The 15,385-nt window shown below is 52.8% G+C and carries 25 protein-coding genes; all 25 read right to left on the reverse strand.

Annotated features, from left to right (window positions below):
* Window positions 1-183: 183 nt before the first annotated feature.
* The 25 genes from GYN08_RS22405 to GYN08_RS22525 all read right to left on the reverse strand — a co-directional run bounded on the left by GYN08_RS22405 (window position 184) and on the right by GYN08_RS22525 (window position 15,329).
* Window positions 184-411, reverse strand: a complete 228-nt coding sequence (locus GYN08_RS22405) for a hypothetical protein (protein ID WP_166279624.1) — start codon at window positions 409-411, stop codon at window positions 184-186.
* Between the two features lie 147 nt (window positions 412-558).
* Window positions 559-1,179, reverse strand: coding sequence for a stage II sporulation protein M (locus GYN08_RS22410; RefSeq protein ID WP_166279627.1), 621 nt, complete (start codon window positions 1,177-1,179; stop codon window positions 559-561).
* Between the two features lie 13 nt (window positions 1,180-1,192).
* Window positions 1,193-2,332, reverse strand: coding sequence for an Mrp/NBP35 family ATP-binding protein (locus GYN08_RS22415; RefSeq protein ID WP_166279768.1), 1,140 nt, complete (start codon window positions 2,330-2,332; stop codon window positions 1,193-1,195).
* Window positions 2,333-2,468: 136 nt separating this feature from the next.
* The gene (sat, locus tag GYN08_RS22420; RefSeq protein ID WP_166279630.1) at window positions 2,469-3,638 is read right to left on the reverse strand and encodes a sulfate adenylyltransferase; all 1,170 of its coding nucleotides are present in this window, start codon (window positions 3,636-3,638) and stop codon (window positions 2,469-2,471) included.
* Between the two features lie 49 nt (window positions 3,639-3,687).
* Window positions 3,688-4,380 carry a phosphoadenylyl-sulfate reductase gene (locus GYN08_RS22425; protein ID WP_166279633.1) on the reverse strand — a complete coding sequence of 231 codons (693 nt, stop codon included), beginning with the start codon at window positions 4,378-4,380 and terminating at the stop codon, window positions 3,688-3,690.
* A gap of 298 nt (window positions 4,381-4,678) precedes the next feature.
* Window positions 4,679-5,071, reverse strand: a complete 393-nt coding sequence (gene rpsI, locus GYN08_RS22430) for a 30S ribosomal protein S9 (protein WP_087801903.1) — start codon at window positions 5,069-5,071, stop codon at window positions 4,679-4,681.
* A 19-nt stretch (window positions 5,072-5,090) separates the two neighbouring features.
* The gene (gene rplM, locus GYN08_RS22435) at window positions 5,091-5,528 is read right to left on the reverse strand and encodes a 50S ribosomal protein L13 (protein ID WP_166279636.1); all 438 of its coding nucleotides are present in this window, start codon (window positions 5,526-5,528) and stop codon (window positions 5,091-5,093) included.
* Between the two features lie 258 nt (window positions 5,529-5,786).
* Window positions 5,787-6,572, reverse strand: a complete 786-nt coding sequence (gene truA, locus GYN08_RS22440) for a tRNA pseudouridine(38-40) synthase TruA (RefSeq protein WP_166279639.1) — start codon at window positions 6,570-6,572, stop codon at window positions 5,787-5,789.
* 126 nt (window positions 6,573-6,698) lie between these two features.
* A complete protein-coding gene (gene rplQ, locus GYN08_RS22445) occupies window positions 6,699-7,064 on the reverse strand; it encodes a 50S ribosomal protein L17 (protein ID WP_166279642.1) in 366 nt (121 codons plus the stop codon).
* A 34-nt stretch (window positions 7,065-7,098) separates the two neighbouring features.
* Entirely contained in the window at window positions 7,099-8,043 is a 945-nt protein-coding gene (locus tag GYN08_RS22450) for a DNA-directed RNA polymerase subunit alpha (protein WP_166279645.1), read from the reverse strand.
* A 70-nt stretch (window positions 8,044-8,113) separates the two neighbouring features.
* Complete coding sequence (gene rpsK, locus GYN08_RS22455; RefSeq protein ID WP_037291530.1) at window positions 8,114-8,509, reverse strand: 30S ribosomal protein S11; 396 nt, start codon at window positions 8,507-8,509, stop codon at window positions 8,114-8,116.
* A gap of 19 nt (window positions 8,510-8,528) precedes the next feature.
* Entirely contained in the window at window positions 8,529-8,897 is a 369-nt protein-coding gene (gene rpsM / locus GYN08_RS22460; RefSeq protein WP_018978344.1) for a 30S ribosomal protein S13, read from the reverse strand.
* 21 nt (window positions 8,898-8,918) lie between these two features.
* The gene (gene rpmJ, locus GYN08_RS22465) at window positions 8,919-9,032 is read right to left on the reverse strand and encodes a 50S ribosomal protein L36 (RefSeq protein ID WP_003333770.1); all 114 of its coding nucleotides are present in this window, start codon (window positions 9,030-9,032) and stop codon (window positions 8,919-8,921) included.
* A gap of 108 nt (window positions 9,033-9,140) precedes the next feature.
* Window positions 9,141-9,356, reverse strand: coding sequence for a translation initiation factor IF-1 (infA, locus tag GYN08_RS22470; RefSeq protein ID WP_018978345.1), 216 nt, complete (start codon window positions 9,354-9,356; stop codon window positions 9,141-9,143).
* 2 nt (window positions 9,357-9,358) lie between these two features.
* Complete coding sequence (locus GYN08_RS22475; RefSeq protein WP_206023893.1) at window positions 9,359-9,667, reverse strand: KOW domain-containing RNA-binding protein; 309 nt, start codon at window positions 9,665-9,667, stop codon at window positions 9,359-9,361.
* A gap of 9 nt (window positions 9,668-9,676) precedes the next feature.
* Window positions 9,677-10,429, reverse strand: a complete 753-nt coding sequence (gene map, locus GYN08_RS22480; protein ID WP_166279648.1) for a type I methionyl aminopeptidase — start codon at window positions 10,427-10,429, stop codon at window positions 9,677-9,679.
* Between the two features lie 5 nt (window positions 10,430-10,434).
* Window positions 10,435-11,079 (reverse strand): adenylate kinase, encoded by a 645-nt coding sequence (locus tag GYN08_RS22485; protein WP_166279651.1) that lies wholly within the window; start codon window positions 11,077-11,079, stop codon window positions 10,435-10,437.
* A gap of 89 nt (window positions 11,080-11,168) precedes the next feature.
* On the reverse strand, window positions 11,169-12,467 hold the full coding sequence (gene secY, locus GYN08_RS22490) for a preprotein translocase subunit SecY (protein ID WP_166279654.1): 1,299 nt from the start codon (window positions 12,465-12,467) through the stop codon (window positions 11,169-11,171).
* Complete coding sequence (gene rplO, locus GYN08_RS22495) at window positions 12,467-12,907, reverse strand: 50S ribosomal protein L15 (RefSeq protein ID WP_166279657.1); 441 nt, start codon at window positions 12,905-12,907, stop codon at window positions 12,467-12,469. Before rplO ends, secY begins: the two co-directional genes overlap by 1 nt.
* A 58-nt stretch (window positions 12,908-12,965) precedes the next feature.
* Window positions 12,966-13,151 (reverse strand): 50S ribosomal protein L30, encoded by a 186-nt coding sequence (gene rpmD, locus GYN08_RS22500; protein WP_037291550.1) that lies wholly within the window; start codon window positions 13,149-13,151, stop codon window positions 12,966-12,968.
* Between the two features lie 13 nt (window positions 13,152-13,164).
* On the reverse strand, window positions 13,165-13,665 hold the full coding sequence (gene rpsE / locus GYN08_RS22505; RefSeq protein ID WP_087801923.1) for a 30S ribosomal protein S5: 501 nt from the start codon (window positions 13,663-13,665) through the stop codon (window positions 13,165-13,167).
* 25 nt (window positions 13,666-13,690) lie between these two features.
* Complete coding sequence (rplR, locus tag GYN08_RS22510) at window positions 13,691-14,059, reverse strand: 50S ribosomal protein L18 (protein ID WP_166279660.1); 369 nt, start codon at window positions 14,057-14,059, stop codon at window positions 13,691-13,693.
* Window positions 14,060-14,137: 78 nt separating this feature from the next.
* Complete coding sequence (rplF, locus tag GYN08_RS22515; protein ID WP_166279663.1) at window positions 14,138-14,680, reverse strand: 50S ribosomal protein L6; 543 nt, start codon at window positions 14,678-14,680, stop codon at window positions 14,138-14,140.
* Between the two features lie 31 nt (window positions 14,681-14,711).
* The gene (rpsH, locus tag GYN08_RS22520) at window positions 14,712-15,110 is read right to left on the reverse strand and encodes a 30S ribosomal protein S8 (RefSeq protein WP_037291559.1); all 399 of its coding nucleotides are present in this window, start codon (window positions 15,108-15,110) and stop codon (window positions 14,712-14,714) included.
* A gap of 33 nt (window positions 15,111-15,143) precedes the next feature.
* On the reverse strand, window positions 15,144-15,329 hold the full coding sequence (locus GYN08_RS22525; protein ID WP_013312154.1) for a type Z 30S ribosomal protein S14: 186 nt from the start codon (window positions 15,327-15,329) through the stop codon (window positions 15,144-15,146).
* Between the last annotated feature and the right edge of the window lie 56 nt (window positions 15,330-15,385).

Consider the following 15,385-nt stretch of genomic DNA (forward strand, 5'->3'; position numbering starts at 1 on the left):
CCGGATGTGATGGCCATCTCTCGAAGAGCCGATTAATAATTTATCATAAATCAACCTAGCGAGTCAACACCTTTTTAAAAAAGTTCTTCTCTTTGTTTTTCGACCCCAAACGAAGCTTCCATGCCAAAAGCGGCCGGAAAACCTCCGACCGCTTTTGCGCGCTATATCGAGCCGATTTACGCCTTATCTTTCGCCGCTGTGGCGCTTATCGCGCACATACTTGGACAGCTCCTTAGGAGGCGCAACTCTCGCATACATTTGGAAAATTGTCTGGTATCGTTTAGAAATGGCCTGCCGCATATCTTTATCCAAGCGCTTGTCGCTGAGATCGAACAGCATCTCGTCCAGCTCTTTGCGCAGTACATAGGCAAATTCTTTGCACTCCATCTCATTGAACATCATGCCGAGCATTACAGTCCCTCCTTCCTTCCGGATCGGTATCAATGTTGAATTGCTATTTCAACTTTGATTTAACCCAAAACGAAGCAAGGGTAACCTTTCGATGCGTAAAAGTTTACAAAACCCGCATGTCAGGCACCTCATGGCTCTCTCCCTACTTTAACGCAGCAGGTGATAAGTCAGGGTACTTTCGATTATGGCCGCGACAAACAGGAGAATCACAATCCATACGGCAGCCCCGAGCATCTCCTTCATCCCCTGCTCCCAGCGCGCCGACAACCGCTCCCTTTTTCCTTCTCCAAGGTTAAACAAACTGCTCACTACAAGGCCGCCGAATTTCAGCCCATAGCCGCACACAATTACGATTGCCGGCAGTTCGATAATGCCGTGAGGCAGCAGCCCTTTGAAGATTAACACCGCCAGATCCTGTCCTTGTCTATGCGAAACCTCTACTACAAAGCCCAGTACCATACCGTTAAGAAGCAGGAAGCCCAGCGGAGCCAAACCGAAGAATGCACCTAAAAGCATGACTATTACCGCTTTGATCGCATTATTCAGGAAAATGAAAGTAAAAAAGCTAAGTTCTACGTTGTCCGACTCTTCAAGCGACTGGGATACCGCCTTAAGCCCGTCCAATTGGGAGAGCAGCAGCCGCTGCAGGTCATCTGCCCAGAGAGCTCCTGCGCCGATCCCGACGATAAACAGTAGAGCCGCGCTCAGCATATATCCTTTGTTTCGACCCAATCCCTTGATAAACTGTCTGAACGACAGGATCTTCATTATGCGCCTCCCTTTATTCCGTCTCTGAGCTCTTGCTTGTTTTTCTTACGATGGCCTGAGCCATCTCGTCGTACATGCCTCCGGTCGGCGTTTCCGCTTTATAAACGGAAGGCGAAAAGTCAGGTTCCGAAATATGATTATCCGGTACGCCAAGCGGGATCTGCGCAAGCAGCTCGGTGTGCAGCGTTTCAGCCAAACGACCGCCGCCTCCTCGGCCGAATACATAGTCGCGTTCTCCGTTCTTCTCGTAATACGCCATATTTTCGACTACCCCGAGAATCTCGTGCCCGGTCTGCAGCGCCATGGCGCCCGCTCTGGCCGCGACAAAGGCCGCCGTGCCGTGCGGGGTCGTTACGATCACCTGCTTGCTCTGGGGGAGCATCTGATGGACGTCCAGCGCGATATCGCCGGTTCCCGGAGGGAGATCGAGCAGCATGTAATCGATCTCTCCCCATTCCGTTTCCTCGAAAAACTGCCTCAGCATTCGGCCCAACAGCGGACCGCGCCATACGACAGGATTATTTTCCCGAATGAAGAAGCCCATCGACATCACTTTGACTCCGAAGCGCTCTACCGGTTGAAGCATTCCGTCTACGACTTCGGGACCTTCCTCGATTCCCATCATATCCGGCACGCTGAATCCGTAGATATCCGCGTCGATCAGTCCCACCTTCTTGCCCATACGAGCCAGAGCAACGGCCAGGTTGACCGCTACCGTCGACTTTCCGACCCCGCCTTTGCCGCTGGCCACGGAAATGAATACGGTCGGCGAATCGGGACTCAGAATGGGAAGGTTCTCGAGCCCGGCCGCATGTCCTTTAACCAAAACGGGATCTTCTTCCTCCGCCGTATCGTCACCGCGATCGATCCGACTGTCTTCGATGATCGCGCGGCTGCGTTCTTTTTCCAACTCCGTCGCTTCCTTGAAGCGGATATGCACGTCCTCTACCGCCAGCGACTGCAGAATGGAACGGATTTGCGTCTCCAGTCCCTGCCGGGTTTCCTCGCCGCTATCCAGGCATACGACGCTCATCGATACTTTGGCATCGCGGATCACGACGTCGCGGATCAGCCGCAGGTCGGATAAACGCACGCGATATACCGGATCCATTACCGCTTCAAGCGCTTCCACAACTTCCTCTCTCGTTACCATGCTGTTCATCCTCTCTCCCTCTGTAAGGGGGAATCTCCTCCTCATTATACATGAAACAAAAACACCGGGCCGCCTCCCTGAAGGAAAACGATCCGGTGCTCTATGGACTTGATGTTTCTGACGGTCGGCGTTCCGTTTATACCCGCTCGGCCGTACGATCCCGCATGCCTTCAATCAGCACTTCCGCCACTTCCGGTCGGGTAAACTCCGGCGGCGGGCATTCTCCGTTTCGAAGCAGCGCTCGTACTTTGGTTCCCGACAGGGTGAGATGCTTCTCTTTTCCGTGCGGGCATGTTTTGCTTGTCGCCATATTGCCGCAGTGCGTGCAGAAGAAGCTGTGCTCGAAAAAGAGCGGAGTGATCTCCAATTCTTCCGGTTCAAAGTTGGAGAAGATCTCCTGCGCTTCGTACGTGCCGTAATAATCGCCTACCCCCGCATGATCCCGTCCGACGATAAAATGGGTACAGCCGTAGTTTTTGCGCACGATGGCATGGAAAATCGCTTCTCTAGGCCCCGCATAACGCATAGCGGCCGGGAATACGCCCAAAAACGTCCGCGCGGCAGGATAATAGTTCTCCAGCAGGACCAGGTAGCTTCTCATGCGGATGTCCGCGGGCACGTCGTCCGACTTGGTCTCGCCTACGAGCGGATTGAGAAACAGGGCATCCACGGTCTCGAGCGCCGATTTCTGAATGTATTCGTGCGCACGGTGAACCGGGTTGCGGGTCTGGAAACCGACGACCGTTTTCCAGCCATTTTCCGCAAACTGCTTTCTTGTCTCCGACGGATCAAAGTAAAATTCGTTAAAGCGTTCCGGCTGCGGACGATTGAGCACCTGCACGGAACCGCCGATTCGCTCTACGGGACGCTCGAACAGCTTTTTCACGCCGGGATGCTCCGAATCGTCCGTTTTGAAGACGTTAACCGCTTCTTTGCCTCGGTCGACGGAATAGATGCTCTCGACTTGCAGAATCGCATAGACGACGCCGTCGCTTTCTCCCACTAAGGCTACGCGTTCGCCTTTTAAGGATTGATCCGCTCCTTCGAGCGGCAGCGTGATCGGAATGCTCCATACCGTACCGTCCGCCAAACGCATCCGTTCGACCACGCTGTTATAATCCTCTTCGTTCATGAATCCGGTCAGCGGGGAAAAGGCGCCTACGGCAATCAGGTCGAGGTCGGACAGCGTCCAGGCATTGATCGGGATGTGACGCAGCCCTTTCGCTTCTTCCAGAAGGCGTGTCCGTTCTTCGCCCTCGGCGAGACGGTTGATCAAAGTGCCGCCGTGCGGCTTGATGGAAGTCATAATCGGCAGTCGCTCCTTTATCGGGGTGTGATCGGTAGTTACGCTGATCTTATTTATGCAATCCGCATTCCGTCTTGTCGTTGCCCGACCAGCGTCCGGCACGGGGATCTTCGCCCGGCATGACTGCGCGGGTGCACTGTTCGCAGCCGATACTCGGGAAATTGCGGTCGTGCAGCGGATTGTAAATGACGTCGTTGTCGCGAATGTATTTCCATACGTCCTCACTCGTCCAATCGGCAAGCGGGTTGAACTTCATCAAGCCGAACTTGTAGTCGTATTCGACCTTCTTCGAATTGGCGCGGGTCGGCGCCTGATCGCGGCGAATGCCGGTGATCCAGGCGTCGTACCGCGACAGGTTGCGCGTCAGCGGCTCGACCTTGCGGATATTGCAGCACAGATTCGGATCGGAAGTCCAAAGCTGCGGCGCGTGCTGCTCGTCCTGCTCTTCCGGCGTGATCAGCGGGGATACGCGAACGAAATTCAGGTTATAGCGGTCGACCATTCGGTCGCGCGTCTCGTAGGTTTCTTTGAAATGAAAATCGGTATCGAGATAAAAAATATCCGTCTCCGGACTAATATGCTGAAGCATATCGACGATGACTACGTCTTCCGCTCCGAAGCTGCAAGCGAATGTAAGGCTCGAATACTGCTGTACTGCAAACCGAATGACTTCCTCTGCGCTCAAATGCTCCAATTCCTCGGCTTTAATACGGGCGAACTCTTCTTTTTCCAGCAAATTCATTGTTAAAAACCCTCCATCTCTGAATGGTGAATGGAATGAAATTCAAGTTCCCGTACGGCAGCTGCGAATAAAAGAGAGCCGACAGGGACGCGGTTATCGCTTCCTATAACGCTTTATTGAATTAAACCAACTATTCTAATCCGAATTATTATTAGTATAAAACTTCCCGCTTCAACAATCAATCTTTATTTCAAACTGAGAAAAACATTTTGAGCTTTCCGACTGTCTGTTGCAGAAACAAAAAACAGCCAGTCTCCGAATAAATCGGAAACAGGCTGTTTCGATATTCCAAAAGGAATTAACGCTTCGAGAACTGTGGAGCGCGACGTGCGGCTTTGAGGCCGTACTTTTTACGTTCTTTCATACGTGGATCACGAGTCAGGAAGCCCGCTTTTTTCAGCGAACCGCGCAGCTCAGGATCAGCTTTCAGCAGCGCGCGAGCGATGCCGTGACGGATGGCGCCGGCTTGGCCCGAAGTGCCGCCGCCGTGTGCCAGTACGATTACGTCGTACTTGCCAACCGTTTCAGTCAGGTTCAGCGGCTGGTTGACGATCAGTTTGAGCGTCTCCAGACCGAAGTATTCGTCGATTTCACGTTTGTTGATGACGATGCGTCCTTCACCCGGTACAAGGCGAACACGAGCTACCGAATGTTTACGACGACCAGTCCCATAGTATTGTACAGTTGCCATGAAAGGGTCCTCCTTTTATTTAGCCGCGAAGTTCGTAAACTTCCGGTTTTTGTGCTGCATGTGGATGCTCTGCTCCGGCATACGCTTTGAGTCTCAGTTTCATTCTGTCGCCCATACGAGTCTTAGGAAGCATGCCGGCTACGGCCAGTTCCAGAAGACGTTCAGGCTTGTTTTTGATCATTTCGCCGGCGCTTGTTACTTTCAGACCGCCCGGGTGCATCGAGTGACGATAGTATTTCTTGTCCTGCAGCTTGTTGCCTGTCAGGTGGATTTTCTCCGCGTTGATAACGATAACGAAGTCGCCGCCGTCAACGTGTGGAGTGAATTGTGGTTTGTGCTTGCCGCGGATGAGGGCAGCAGCTTCGCTGGCCAGACGGCCCAGCGTTTTGCCTTCGGCGTCGATGATGTGCCAGTTGCGCTCAACTTCGCTCGGCTTAGCCATGTAGGTAGTACGCATGAATAAGTTCCTCCTTCTAATCTTTGCAATAATAGTTCGTTTTCGGTGTCAGACGTTCCATGCCGCCGGGCTAAGATCCGGGGCTGCCGGAACGATTTATGTTTGCGATCATGGATAGTTAAAGTTAAATCAAATGATTCTATGCGTTATTCTTGATTGGGGGCCGTGGGAAGCCTTCAAGAAAACACAACTTTTATTCTACATGATCAACGGGTAAACCGCAATACATTTTCAAGCAATTCCGCAAAGAAGTTTTGGCTACTCGGGCAGCAGATCGCCGTAGTCGACGTTCCACAGCGCAAGGCCTTTCCCTACCGCGGTCGGTCCTGCCGCTGCACGGTCGCAGGCCAGCAGAATGGTCTTCATATCCTCCGGCTTGCGCTTGCCTTCCCCCACTTGGAGCAGCGTGCCGGTAATGATGCGGACCATATGCTGCAGGAACCCCGTGCCCGTCAAAAAGATATGAATGAATCCCTGATCGGCCGTCCCCGGCCGGCAGGTCGTTCGATCCACTTCGATTCGAGCTTCGAGCAGCGTACGTACGTGATTGGTTTTCTGGGAGTGTCTGGAGGCGAACGAAGTAAAGTCATAGGTTCCGACCAGATGCTGCAGGCCCTCACTCATCGCTTCCACATCAAGTGTCGGCGCCGGATGATGGAACTGCATATGCCGCTGAAACACGTCCGGATAGCGGTTAGCGTTGATCGTATAGCGATACGTCTTCCGTTTGGCCGCATGACGGGAGTTGAACTCCAGCGGTACGTCCCAGGAACGCGTCACGACGATATCCTGAGGCAGACGGGCATTAAGCGCCAGCGGCCAGCGATCCGCAGGGATCTGTGAAGGCGTATGGAAGTTGAACACCTGAGCGTAAGCATGCACGCCCGCGTCCGTGCGGCCCGAAGCAATGATCTTGGGTTTGTCGCCCGTCAGAGCCAGAATGGATGCTTCCAGCTCGTCCTGGACGGTCTTCCCCATCGGCTGCGTTTGGAAGCCGTTGTAATTCGTTCCGTCGTAAGCGACGGTCATGCACAGATTGCGCAAAGGGTCACCTCCATCTCTTCGCAGTTCAAAAAAAAAGAAACGGCTCTGCCGCCTTGGACAGGCGGCATACGTTTCTCGGGAATCCACTGGCGGGGTTACCCCCGGCCCGAACGGTTACGCCGGCAATTAAGCGCGGTCAACCAGTTCCAGGTAAACCATAGGTGCTGCGTCGCCGCGGCGAGGTCCCAGCTTCAGGATACGTGTGTATCCGCCCGGACGGTCCGCGTAGCGCGGTGCCAGATCGGCGAACAATTTTTGGATTGCATCCTGCTCACCGTCAACCGTTTCGCGACGAACGTATGCAGCCACTTGACGGCGTGCATGCAGGTCTCCGCGTTTGGAAAGGGTGATCAGTTTTTCAGCGATGGAGCGAGCTTCTTTCGCTTTCGCTTCCGTCGTTTCGATGCGCTCGTACAGGAACAGGTCGGTTACCAGGTCGCGAAGCAGAGCTTTACGCGCGCTGGCGTTACGTCCCAACTTTTGGTATGCCATCGTTTTCCCTCCTTCTACATCATGCTCTTCGTTCTTAGTCTTCCTGACGAAGACCGAGGCCAAGCTCTTCGAGCTTCTCTTGAACTTCTTCCAAAGACTTGCGGCCCAGATTGCGGACCTTCATCATGTCTTCTTCCGATTTCGTGGTCAGCTCTTGTACCGTGTTGATGCCGGCACGTTTCAGACAGTTATAGGAACGCACGGAAAGGTCGAGTTCTTCGATCGTCATTTCCAGCACTTTTTCCTTTTTGTCTTCTTCTTTTTCGACCATGATTTCCGCGTCGCGAGCTTCGTCGGTCAGACCTACGAAGAGCATGACGTGCTCGGTCAAAATTTTGGCGCCAAGACTTACCGCTTCTTCCGGACGGATGCTGCCATCGGTCCAGACTTCAAGCGTCAGCTTGTCGTAGTTGGTGACTTGACCCACCCGAGTGTTTTCCACGGCGTAGTTTACGCGGGAAATCGGAGTGTAGATCGAATCGATCGGAATGACGCCGATCGGCTGATCGTCACGTTTGTTTTTGACGGACTGTACATATCCGCGGCCGCGGCCGGCGAAAATACGCACATGCAGTCTCGATCCCGGTGCAAGAGTGGCGATATGCAGATCCGGGTTAAGGATCTCCACATCGCTATCGGCGCGGATGTCTCCAGCCGTTACAAGGCCTTCGCCTTCCGCGTCGATTTCCAGTACCTTTTCTTCATCGGAATGAATCTTCAGCGAAAGAGCCTTCAGATTCAGAATGATTTCCGTTACGTCTTCCGTAACGCCGGGGATCGTCGAGAATTCGTGCAGAACGCCGTCGATTTGGACCGAAGTGACCGCTGCGCCTGGAAGCGACGACAGCAGGATGCGGCGAAGCGAGTTTCCAAGCGTCGTACCGTATCCACGTTCCAAAGGCTCAACGACAAATTTACCGTACGTGCCTCCGTCGTTGATCTCTACGGTCTCGATTTTCGGCTTTTCGATTTCTATCACTACAATACCCCTCCTTCAAAACGTCGCTTCCGTGAAACCAAGCATACTGAATGCACAATGCTTATGAATACTATACGCGGCGACGCTTAGGAGGACGGCATCCGTTGTGAGGAACCGGTGTTACGTCCTTGATCAGGTTGATTTCCAGACCTGTTGCCTGCAGGGAGCGGATAGCCGCTTCACGGCCTGCACCAGGACCTTTAACCATAACTTCAACGGTTTTCAGACCGTGCTCCATTGCGGCTTTAGCTGCTGTTTCAGCGGCGAGCTGAGCGGCAAACGGAGTCGATTTACGGGAACCTCTGAAACCGAGACCGCCCGAGCTTGCCCAGGAGATCGCGTTTCCGTGCGGATCCGTAATGGTAACAATCGTATTGTTAAACGTGGAACGGATGTGTGCCACGCCGGATTCGATATTTTTACGGTCGCGACGTTTCGTACGTACGACTTTTTTCGGTTTAGCCATTGTCAGTTATCCCCCTTTCTTACTTCTTCTTGTTCGCTACAGTACGACGAGGACCTTTACGAGTACGAGCATTCGTTTTCGTACGTTGTCCGCGTACCGGCAATCCACGACGATGACGGATACCGCGATAAGATCCGATCTCGATCAGACGTTTGATGTTCAGAGACACTTCGCGACGCAGGTCGCCCTCTACCTTCACATTAGCGTCGATCGTTTCACGCAGCTTGCTTACCTCATCCTCAGTCAGATCGCGAACACGAGTGTCCGGGCTGATTCCTGTTTGGCTCAGGAGTTTTTGGGAAGTTGTTTTACCAATCCCGAAGATATAAGTCAAGGCGATCTCAACGCGTTTGTCACGTGGCAAATCCACACCAGCAATACGAGCCATTACGCTACACCCCCTTCTAATTTATCCTTGTTTTTGTTTGTGTTTCGGATTTTCGCAGATTACCATGACATTCCCTTTGCGACGAATGACTTTGCATTTTTCGCAGATTGGTTTGACCGACGGTCTAACCTTCATGATTATTACCTCCTCAAAAGCATTCGGTTTGATCGTGCATGAACATTCCGGCCGGACCGGAATCGTTCCAAGCACCAGAACGTTGTATATCCAAAAAGCGACGTATCCTTACTTGCGGTAAGTAATACGGCCGCGAGTCAGATCGTAAGGCGATAACTGTACGACCACTTTATCTCCCGTCAGAATACGGATAAAGTGCATGCGCAGCTTCCCGGAAACGTGAGCGAGAATTTGATGACCGTTCTCGAGTTCCACCTTGAACATCGCATTCGGCAGCGGTTCGATAACCACGCCTTCGATTTCAATGACATCTTCCTTGGCCACAATCATTCTCCTTTCTGCTTAGCATTCTGTGCGTCGGATTCCATAAATACGTTCACTGCATGACGCAGCTTCGCATTCGTAACCCTGCCGCTCTCCTGCAAACTGTTTACGACTTCGCTGCTGATCGTCGTCTGGGGCTCGAGGTGCAGCGGATTTTTTTTCTTCGGACGATCAAACTTGCGCTTGTGTCCGTCCGCGATCCAAATACCCTGATCCTCGTCAAGCCTTACGACCACCGCTGCCTGACCGGCATCGCGGCCTTTCCGGATCTTCACGAGTTGACCGATCTGCAGGGGATGTTCCTTTTTCAAGTGTATCACCTACGCGCCCAATTTTGTGAAAATTTCCAGTCCGTCTTTCGTCACCGCCACCGTATGCTCGAAGTGAGCGCACAGCGAACCGTCCACCGTAACGACGGTCCAGTTATCTTCCAGCGTCCGAACTTGTCTTCCGCCGAAGTTAACCATCGGTTCGATGGCCAGCACCATACCGGGTTTGAGCAGCGGACCGCGGTCTTCGATGCCGTAATTCGGTATGTTCGGTTCTTCATGCAGGTTCCGGCCGATGCCGTGACCGACGAATTCGCGAACGACCGACATTCCCGACTCTTCGATATATCGCTGAATCGCATGCGAAATGGTAAACAGACGCACATCCGGCTTTACATGTGCCAGTCCTGCGTACAGGGAGCCTTCCGTAACGTCCAGCAGCCGCTGGGCTTCATCGGAAATGCGCCCTACCGGGTACGTCCAAGCGGAATCGCCATGGTAACCGCGGTACTGCGCGCCGATATCGATTGAGACGATATCGCCTTCCCGAAGCTTGCGCTCGCTGGGGAATCCGTGAACCAGCTGGTCGTTGACCGACGCACATATGCTGGCCGGAAAACCATTATAGCCTTTGAAAGACGGCACCGCATCCTGGCTGCGGATGGTTGCGTCGGCAAGCCGGTCGAGTTCGGCCGTCGTAACGCCCGGCTCGATCGCTTTAGCCAACACACGGTGAGTCTCAGCCACAATCCGTCCCGCTTCTCTCATAAAGCCGAGCTCCGTTTCGGACTTGCAAATGATCATTACAGTTAACCTCGCAGTACGGACAGGATTCCTTCCGATACCGTACCGATCTCCTGGTCTCCGTCGATCTGCCGCAGCAAGCCTTTGTTTGCATAGTAATCGATCAGAGGCGCCGTTTTGCTTGCATATTCCTCAAGCCGCGTGCGTACGCTCTCTTCATTGTCGTCCGGACGTTGGTAAAGTTCACCGCCGTCTTTGTCACACACGCCTTCCTGCTTCGGCGGGTTGAAGATCACATGATAAGTCGTACCGCAGGTTTTGCAGATCCGACGACCCGTAATGCGGACAAGCAGCTTTTCCGGATCGACGTTCAGATTGATAACATGATCAAGCTTACGGCCAGACTCGAGCAAAAGTACATCCAATGCTTCGGCCTGCAGCAGAGTTCTCGGAAATCCGTCGAGCAAGAAACCTTTATCGCAATCCGGCTGGCTCAGCCGTTCGCGGACGATACCGTTCGTTACGTCATCCGGTACGAGCAGACCCTGGTCGATGTATTCTTTGGCTTTGACCCCGATCGGGGTTCCCTCTTTGATCGCCAGGCGAAATGCATCGCCCGTCGAAATATGAGGAATGCCGAACGCATCGACAATGACCTGCGCCTGTGTTCCTTTACCTGCCCCGGGAGGCCCCATGAATAGAATGTTCACGTCATGTCCACTCCTTACGTCTTACCCATGCCTAACAGCACAAAAGGCGCCGGGCGAGCGCATGGAGTCGGACCCGTCCGGAACCTGAGCTATTTATTGATAAAACCTTTATAGTGCCGTTTAATCAGCTGGCTTTCAATCGTCTTCATCGTATCCAGCGCAACCCCGACGACGATCAGCAGCGAAGTGCCGCCGATTTGAACCGACTGCGGAAGACCGGATAACGAACCGAATGCGATTGGAAGCAGAGAAATTACGGTGAGGAATAACGCGCCGGTAACGGTGAGACGCGACATCACGCGAGTGATGTACTTCTCGGTCGCCTTACCCGGGCGAACTCCAGGAATGTAACCGCCGTTTTTCTTCATGTTCTCCGCCATCTGCTGCGGATTGATCTGCACGAAGGTGTAGAAGAACGTGAAGCCGATAATCATGATCGCGTACAGGACCATGCCGAGCGGCTGACTGTAGTTCAGGTTTTGCTGCACCCATTCCGCCCACGCGTACGTCGACCAGAAGTTTGCAAGAATAACCGGGAACTGCAGCAGAGATACGGCAAAGATAACCGGGATGACACCCGCAGCGTTGACTTTCAACGGAATGTGAGTGTTTTGACCGCCGTACATTTTATTGCCGACGACCCGCTTCGCATATTGGACCGGAACTTTCCGGATCCCCTGCTGAATAAAGATAACACCGACAATGATCAGGATCAAGACAAGAACGATAATCACGGTTTTCATCACGTTCAGGAACGTTTGACCGTCCACGATGAAATCGGATTGAGCCGTTGTCGAGATATAGCCTGGAATGTTTGCGACGATCCCGGCAAAGATCAGAATCGAAATCCCGTTGCCGATGCCTTTTTCCGTGATCTGCTCGCCCATCCACATCAGGAGGGACGTACCGGCAGTCAGGACAATGGCAATCAGGATGTAGTCGACGGTCGTAGCGTTCGGGATCATTTCCGCATTATAAATGCGGTTGAAGCCGATCGCCGTGGCGAACGCCTGGATCAAACCCAGAACAATGGTGCCGTATCGAGTGACCTGCGCCAGCTTTTTCTTTCCGTGTTCGCCTTGTTTGGACCACTCGGTGAATTTCGGAATGACATCCATCGACAGCAGCTGTACGATGATCGATGCCGTTACGTACGGATAGATGCTGAGTGCGAAGATCGAGAACTGCATGAGCGCCCCTCCGGAGAAGGTGTTCAGCAGCCCCATCAACTGGCTGCCGGCCTCGTTGGCCGACTGGAGTACGTCCGTGTTGACTCCCGGAACCGGGATGAACGTACCGATACGGTAGATAACCAGAACCATCAACGTAAACAGAATCCGTTTACGGAGGTCTTCGACCCGCCATATATTCTTCAGGGTGTTGAACATTAGATCACCTCGGTTTTACCGCCGGCAGCCTCGATTTTCTCCACCGCAGATTGAGAGAACTTGCTTGCTTTAACAGTCAGTTTCACCGTCACGTTACCGTTGCCGAGGATTTTGATGCCGCTCTTCGTATCTTTTACGATACCTTGTTCCTTCAGCAGCTCAGGAGTAACTTCCGTGTTTTCTGCAAAGTTGTTCAGCTCTTCGATGTTCACGATGGCATATTCTTTACGGGTCGGATTAACAAATCCGCGTTTAGGCAAGCGACGATACAGCGGGTTCTGGCCGCCTTCGAAGCCTGGACGAACACCGCCGCCGGAACGAGCGTTTTGGCCTTTATGACCGCGTCCGGCTGTTTTACCCGTACCGCTACTCGTACCGCGACCGATGCGTTTGCGCTCTTTAGTCGAACCCGGAGCTGGAGAAAGCTCATGTAACTTCATCGTTCGTTGCACCTCCTTGATTCATTCTATTGATTCGCTTCTGACGAAGCGATTGGATTTAAGCTTCGATTTCTTTTACGGAAACCAGGTGCTTGACTTGGTTTACCATACCGCGGATCGCAGCGTTGTCGTTTTGTACAACGACCTGGTTCGTTTTACGCAGTCCCAGCGTGTTGACGGTCGTGCGTTGGTTTTTCGGACGTCCGATCAGGCTGCGTACGAGGGTGATTTCCAATTTAGCCATTGCTTTTCCCTCCTTAGCCTCTCAGTTCTTCGACGGATTTACCGCGAAGCTTCGCCACATCTTCGGCACGCTTCAAGCGGGACAATCCTTCCAAAGTCGCGTTGACCATGTTCATGGAGTTCGAAGAACCCAGGGATTTTGTCAAGATGTCGCCTACGCCTGCAAGCTCCAGTACTGCACGTACCGGACCGCCGGCGATAACGCCTGTACCTTCGGATGCCGGTTTCAGCAGTACGCTGCCCGCTCCGAATTTACCTGTAATCGGGTGAGTGATCGTCGTTCCGACGAGAGGAACGTGGATCATGTTTTTCTTGGCATCTTCGATACCTTTACGGATCGCGTCCGGAACTTCTCCGGCTTTACCGATTCCGGCTCCAACGTTGCCTTGACCGTCGCCCACGACAACCAGTGCGCTGAAGCTGAAACGGCGTCCGCCCTTTACAACCTTCGCTACGCGGTTGATGTGTACAACGCGTTCCGTCAGTTCTCCTACAGTGCTCATATCTACACGCAAGTCGTTAACCTCCTTTTGTCTCGGTTTAGAATTCCAGTCCGGCTTCGCGGGCTGCGTCGGCCAGTGCTTGAATCCGTCCATGGTAGAGGTATCCTCCGCGGTCGAAAACGACTACGGTGTGACCTTTTTCCTTAGCGCGGTTCGCGACCAGGGTGCCGACTTTACGGGCAGCTTCAACGTTGCCGCCGTTTGTGATTTCGCTTTTCAGCTCTTTGTCCATTGTCGAGGCGGAAACGATGGTTACACCGTTCACGTCATCGATCAGCTGGGCATAGATGTGTTTCTCCGAACGGTATACGTTCAGACGAGGACGCTCAACCGTACCTTGAATTTTCTTGCGCACGCGCAAGTGTCTTTTCAAGCGAGCTTTATTTTTATCACCTTTGGTAATCATGACTACTTTCACTCCTTCCCATCTGCTTATTAAGCAGCTTCACATGAGCAAGCTAAGGGTAATGCGAAGGAAAGCGGCTTATTTCTTCTTGCCGGCTTTACCTTCCTTACGGATAATGCGTTCGCCTTCGTACTTGATCCCTTTGCCTTTATACGGCTCAGGTTCACGTACCGAACGGATTTGAGCAGCATAAGCGCCTACGCGCTCTTTATCGATTCCGCGAACGATGATCTTCGTGTTCGAAGGAACTTCGAACTCGATGCCCGATTCCGGCGTGATTTCGACCGGATGGGAGTAACCTACGTTCAGGACGATTTTCTCTCCGGACTTGCTGGCACGGTATCCGACCCCGACCAGTTCAAGCGACTTCGAGAAGCCCTCCGTTACACCACTTACCATGTTGTTGACAACGCTGCGGGTCGTGCCGTGAAGGGAACGATGCTCTTTGTTGTCGGAAGGACGTTCTACCGTAATTGTGTTGCCTTCCACCGTTACTTTCATATCTCTATGAAGTTCACGAGTGAGGGTACCTTTAGGGCCTTTGACCGTAATCACCGTGTTGTTCAGTGTTACTTCAACGCCGCCCGGTACTTCGATTGGTTTGCGACCAATACGCGACATGTGTGTTGCACCTCCTTGTGTTCTGACGTAATTACCAAACGTAGCAGATTACTTCGCCGCCGGCTTTCGCCTGACGAGCTTCTTTATCGGTCATAACTCCCTTGGACGTGGAGATGATCGCGATACCCAGACCGCCCAGTACGCGAGGAACTTCGTTGCTCTTCGTGTACACGCGCAGACCCGGCTTACTGATTCTTTTCAGACCAGTGATAACGCGCTCGTTGTTTTGTCCGTATTTCAGGAAGATACGGATGATGCCCTGCTTGTTATCCTGTACGAATTCCGCGTCACGGATAAAACCTTCGCGTTTCAGGATCTCAGCAATTTGCTTTTTCATCGCGGAAGCCGGCATTTCGACTTTCTCGTGACGAACCACGTTCGCGTTGCGAATACGTGTAAGCATATCTGCAATCGGATCGGACATAGTCATAATGTGTGAACCTCCTTCCTTCTTATGCGGTAATTACCAGCTTGCTTTTTTCACGCCAGGGATCTGGCCTTTATAAGCCAATTCGCGGAAGCAAATACGGCAGATTTTGAACTTTTGCAATACCGAGTGTGGACGACCGCAACGCTCGCAGCGCGTGTATGCACGCACTTTGAATTTAGGTGTACGTTGCTGTTTAACTTTCATCGAAGTTTTTGCCACTTTAGCCTGACACCTCCTGGATAGTTTCGGAAGAACAGGGTCATGGATCATGGCCC

This window comes from Saccharibacillus alkalitolerans, from assembly GCF_011090185.1.
In the GTDB taxonomy this organism is placed as follows: Bacteria; Bacillota; Bacilli; order Paenibacillales; family Paenibacillaceae; genus Saccharibacillus; species Saccharibacillus alkalitolerans.

Excerpts from the sequence above, each read along its gene's own strand:
- GYN08_RS22405 (WP_166279624.1), bottom strand. The coding sequence starts at position 411 with ATGCTCGGCATGATGTTCAATGAGATGGAGTGCAAAGAATTTGCCTAT.
- GYN08_RS22410 (WP_166279627.1), bottom strand. The coding sequence starts at position 1,179 with ATGAAGATCCTGTCGTTCAGACAGTTTATCAAGGGATTGGGTCGAAAC.
- GYN08_RS22415 (WP_166279768.1), bottom strand. The coding sequence starts at position 2,332 with ATGGTAACGAGAGAGGAAGTTGTGGAAGCGCTTGAAGCGGTAATGGAT.
- sat (WP_166279630.1), bottom strand. The coding sequence starts at position 3,638 with ATGACTTCCATCAAGCCGCACGGCGGCACTTTGATCAACCGTCTCGCC.
- GYN08_RS22425 (WP_166279633.1), bottom strand. The coding sequence starts at position 4,380 with ATGAATTTGCTGGAAAAAGAAGAGTTCGCCCGTATTAAAGCCGAGGAA.
- rpsI (WP_087801903.1), bottom strand. The coding sequence starts at position 5,071 with ATGGCAACTGTACAATACTATGGGACTGGTCGTCGTAAACATTCGGTA.
- rplM (WP_166279636.1), bottom strand. The coding sequence starts at position 5,528 with ATGCGTACTACCTACATGGCTAAGCCGAGCGAAGTTGAGCGCAACTGG.
- rplQ (WP_166279642.1), bottom strand. The coding sequence starts at position 7,064 with ATGGCATACCAAAAGTTGGGACGTAACGCCAGCGCGCGTAAAGCTCTG.
- rpsK (WP_037291530.1), bottom strand. The coding sequence starts at position 8,509 with ATGGCTAAACCGAAAAAAGTCGTACGTACGAAACGTCGCGACCGTAAA.
- rpsM (WP_018978344.1), bottom strand. The coding sequence starts at position 8,897 with ATGGCTCGTATTGCTGGTGTGGATTTGCCACGTGACAAACGCGTTGAG.
- rpmJ (WP_003333770.1), bottom strand. The coding sequence starts at position 9,032 with ATGAAGGTTAGACCGTCGGTCAAACCAATCTGCGAAAAATGCAAAGTC.
- map (WP_166279648.1), bottom strand. The coding sequence starts at position 10,429 with ATGATCATTTGCAAGTCCGAAACGGAGCTCGGCTTTATGAGAGAAGCG.
- secY (WP_166279654.1), bottom strand. The coding sequence starts at position 12,467 with ATGTTCAACACCCTGAAGAATATATGGCGGGTCGAAGACCTCCGTAAA.
- rplO (WP_166279657.1), bottom strand. The coding sequence starts at position 12,907 with ATGAAGTTACATGAGCTTTCTCCAGCTCCGGGTTCGACTAAAGAGCGC.
- rpmD (WP_037291550.1), bottom strand. The coding sequence starts at position 13,151 with ATGGCTAAATTGGAAATCACCCTCGTACGCAGCCTGATCGGACGTCCG.
- rplR (WP_166279660.1), bottom strand. The coding sequence starts at position 14,059 with ATGATTACCAAAGGTGATAAAAATAAAGCTCGCTTGAAAAGACACTTG.
- rplF (WP_166279663.1), bottom strand. The coding sequence starts at position 14,680 with ATGTCGCGTATTGGTCGCAAACCAATCGAAGTACCGGGCGGCGTTGAA.
- rpsH (WP_037291559.1), bottom strand. The coding sequence starts at position 15,110 with ATGACTATGTCCGATCCGATTGCAGATATGCTTACACGTATTCGCAAC.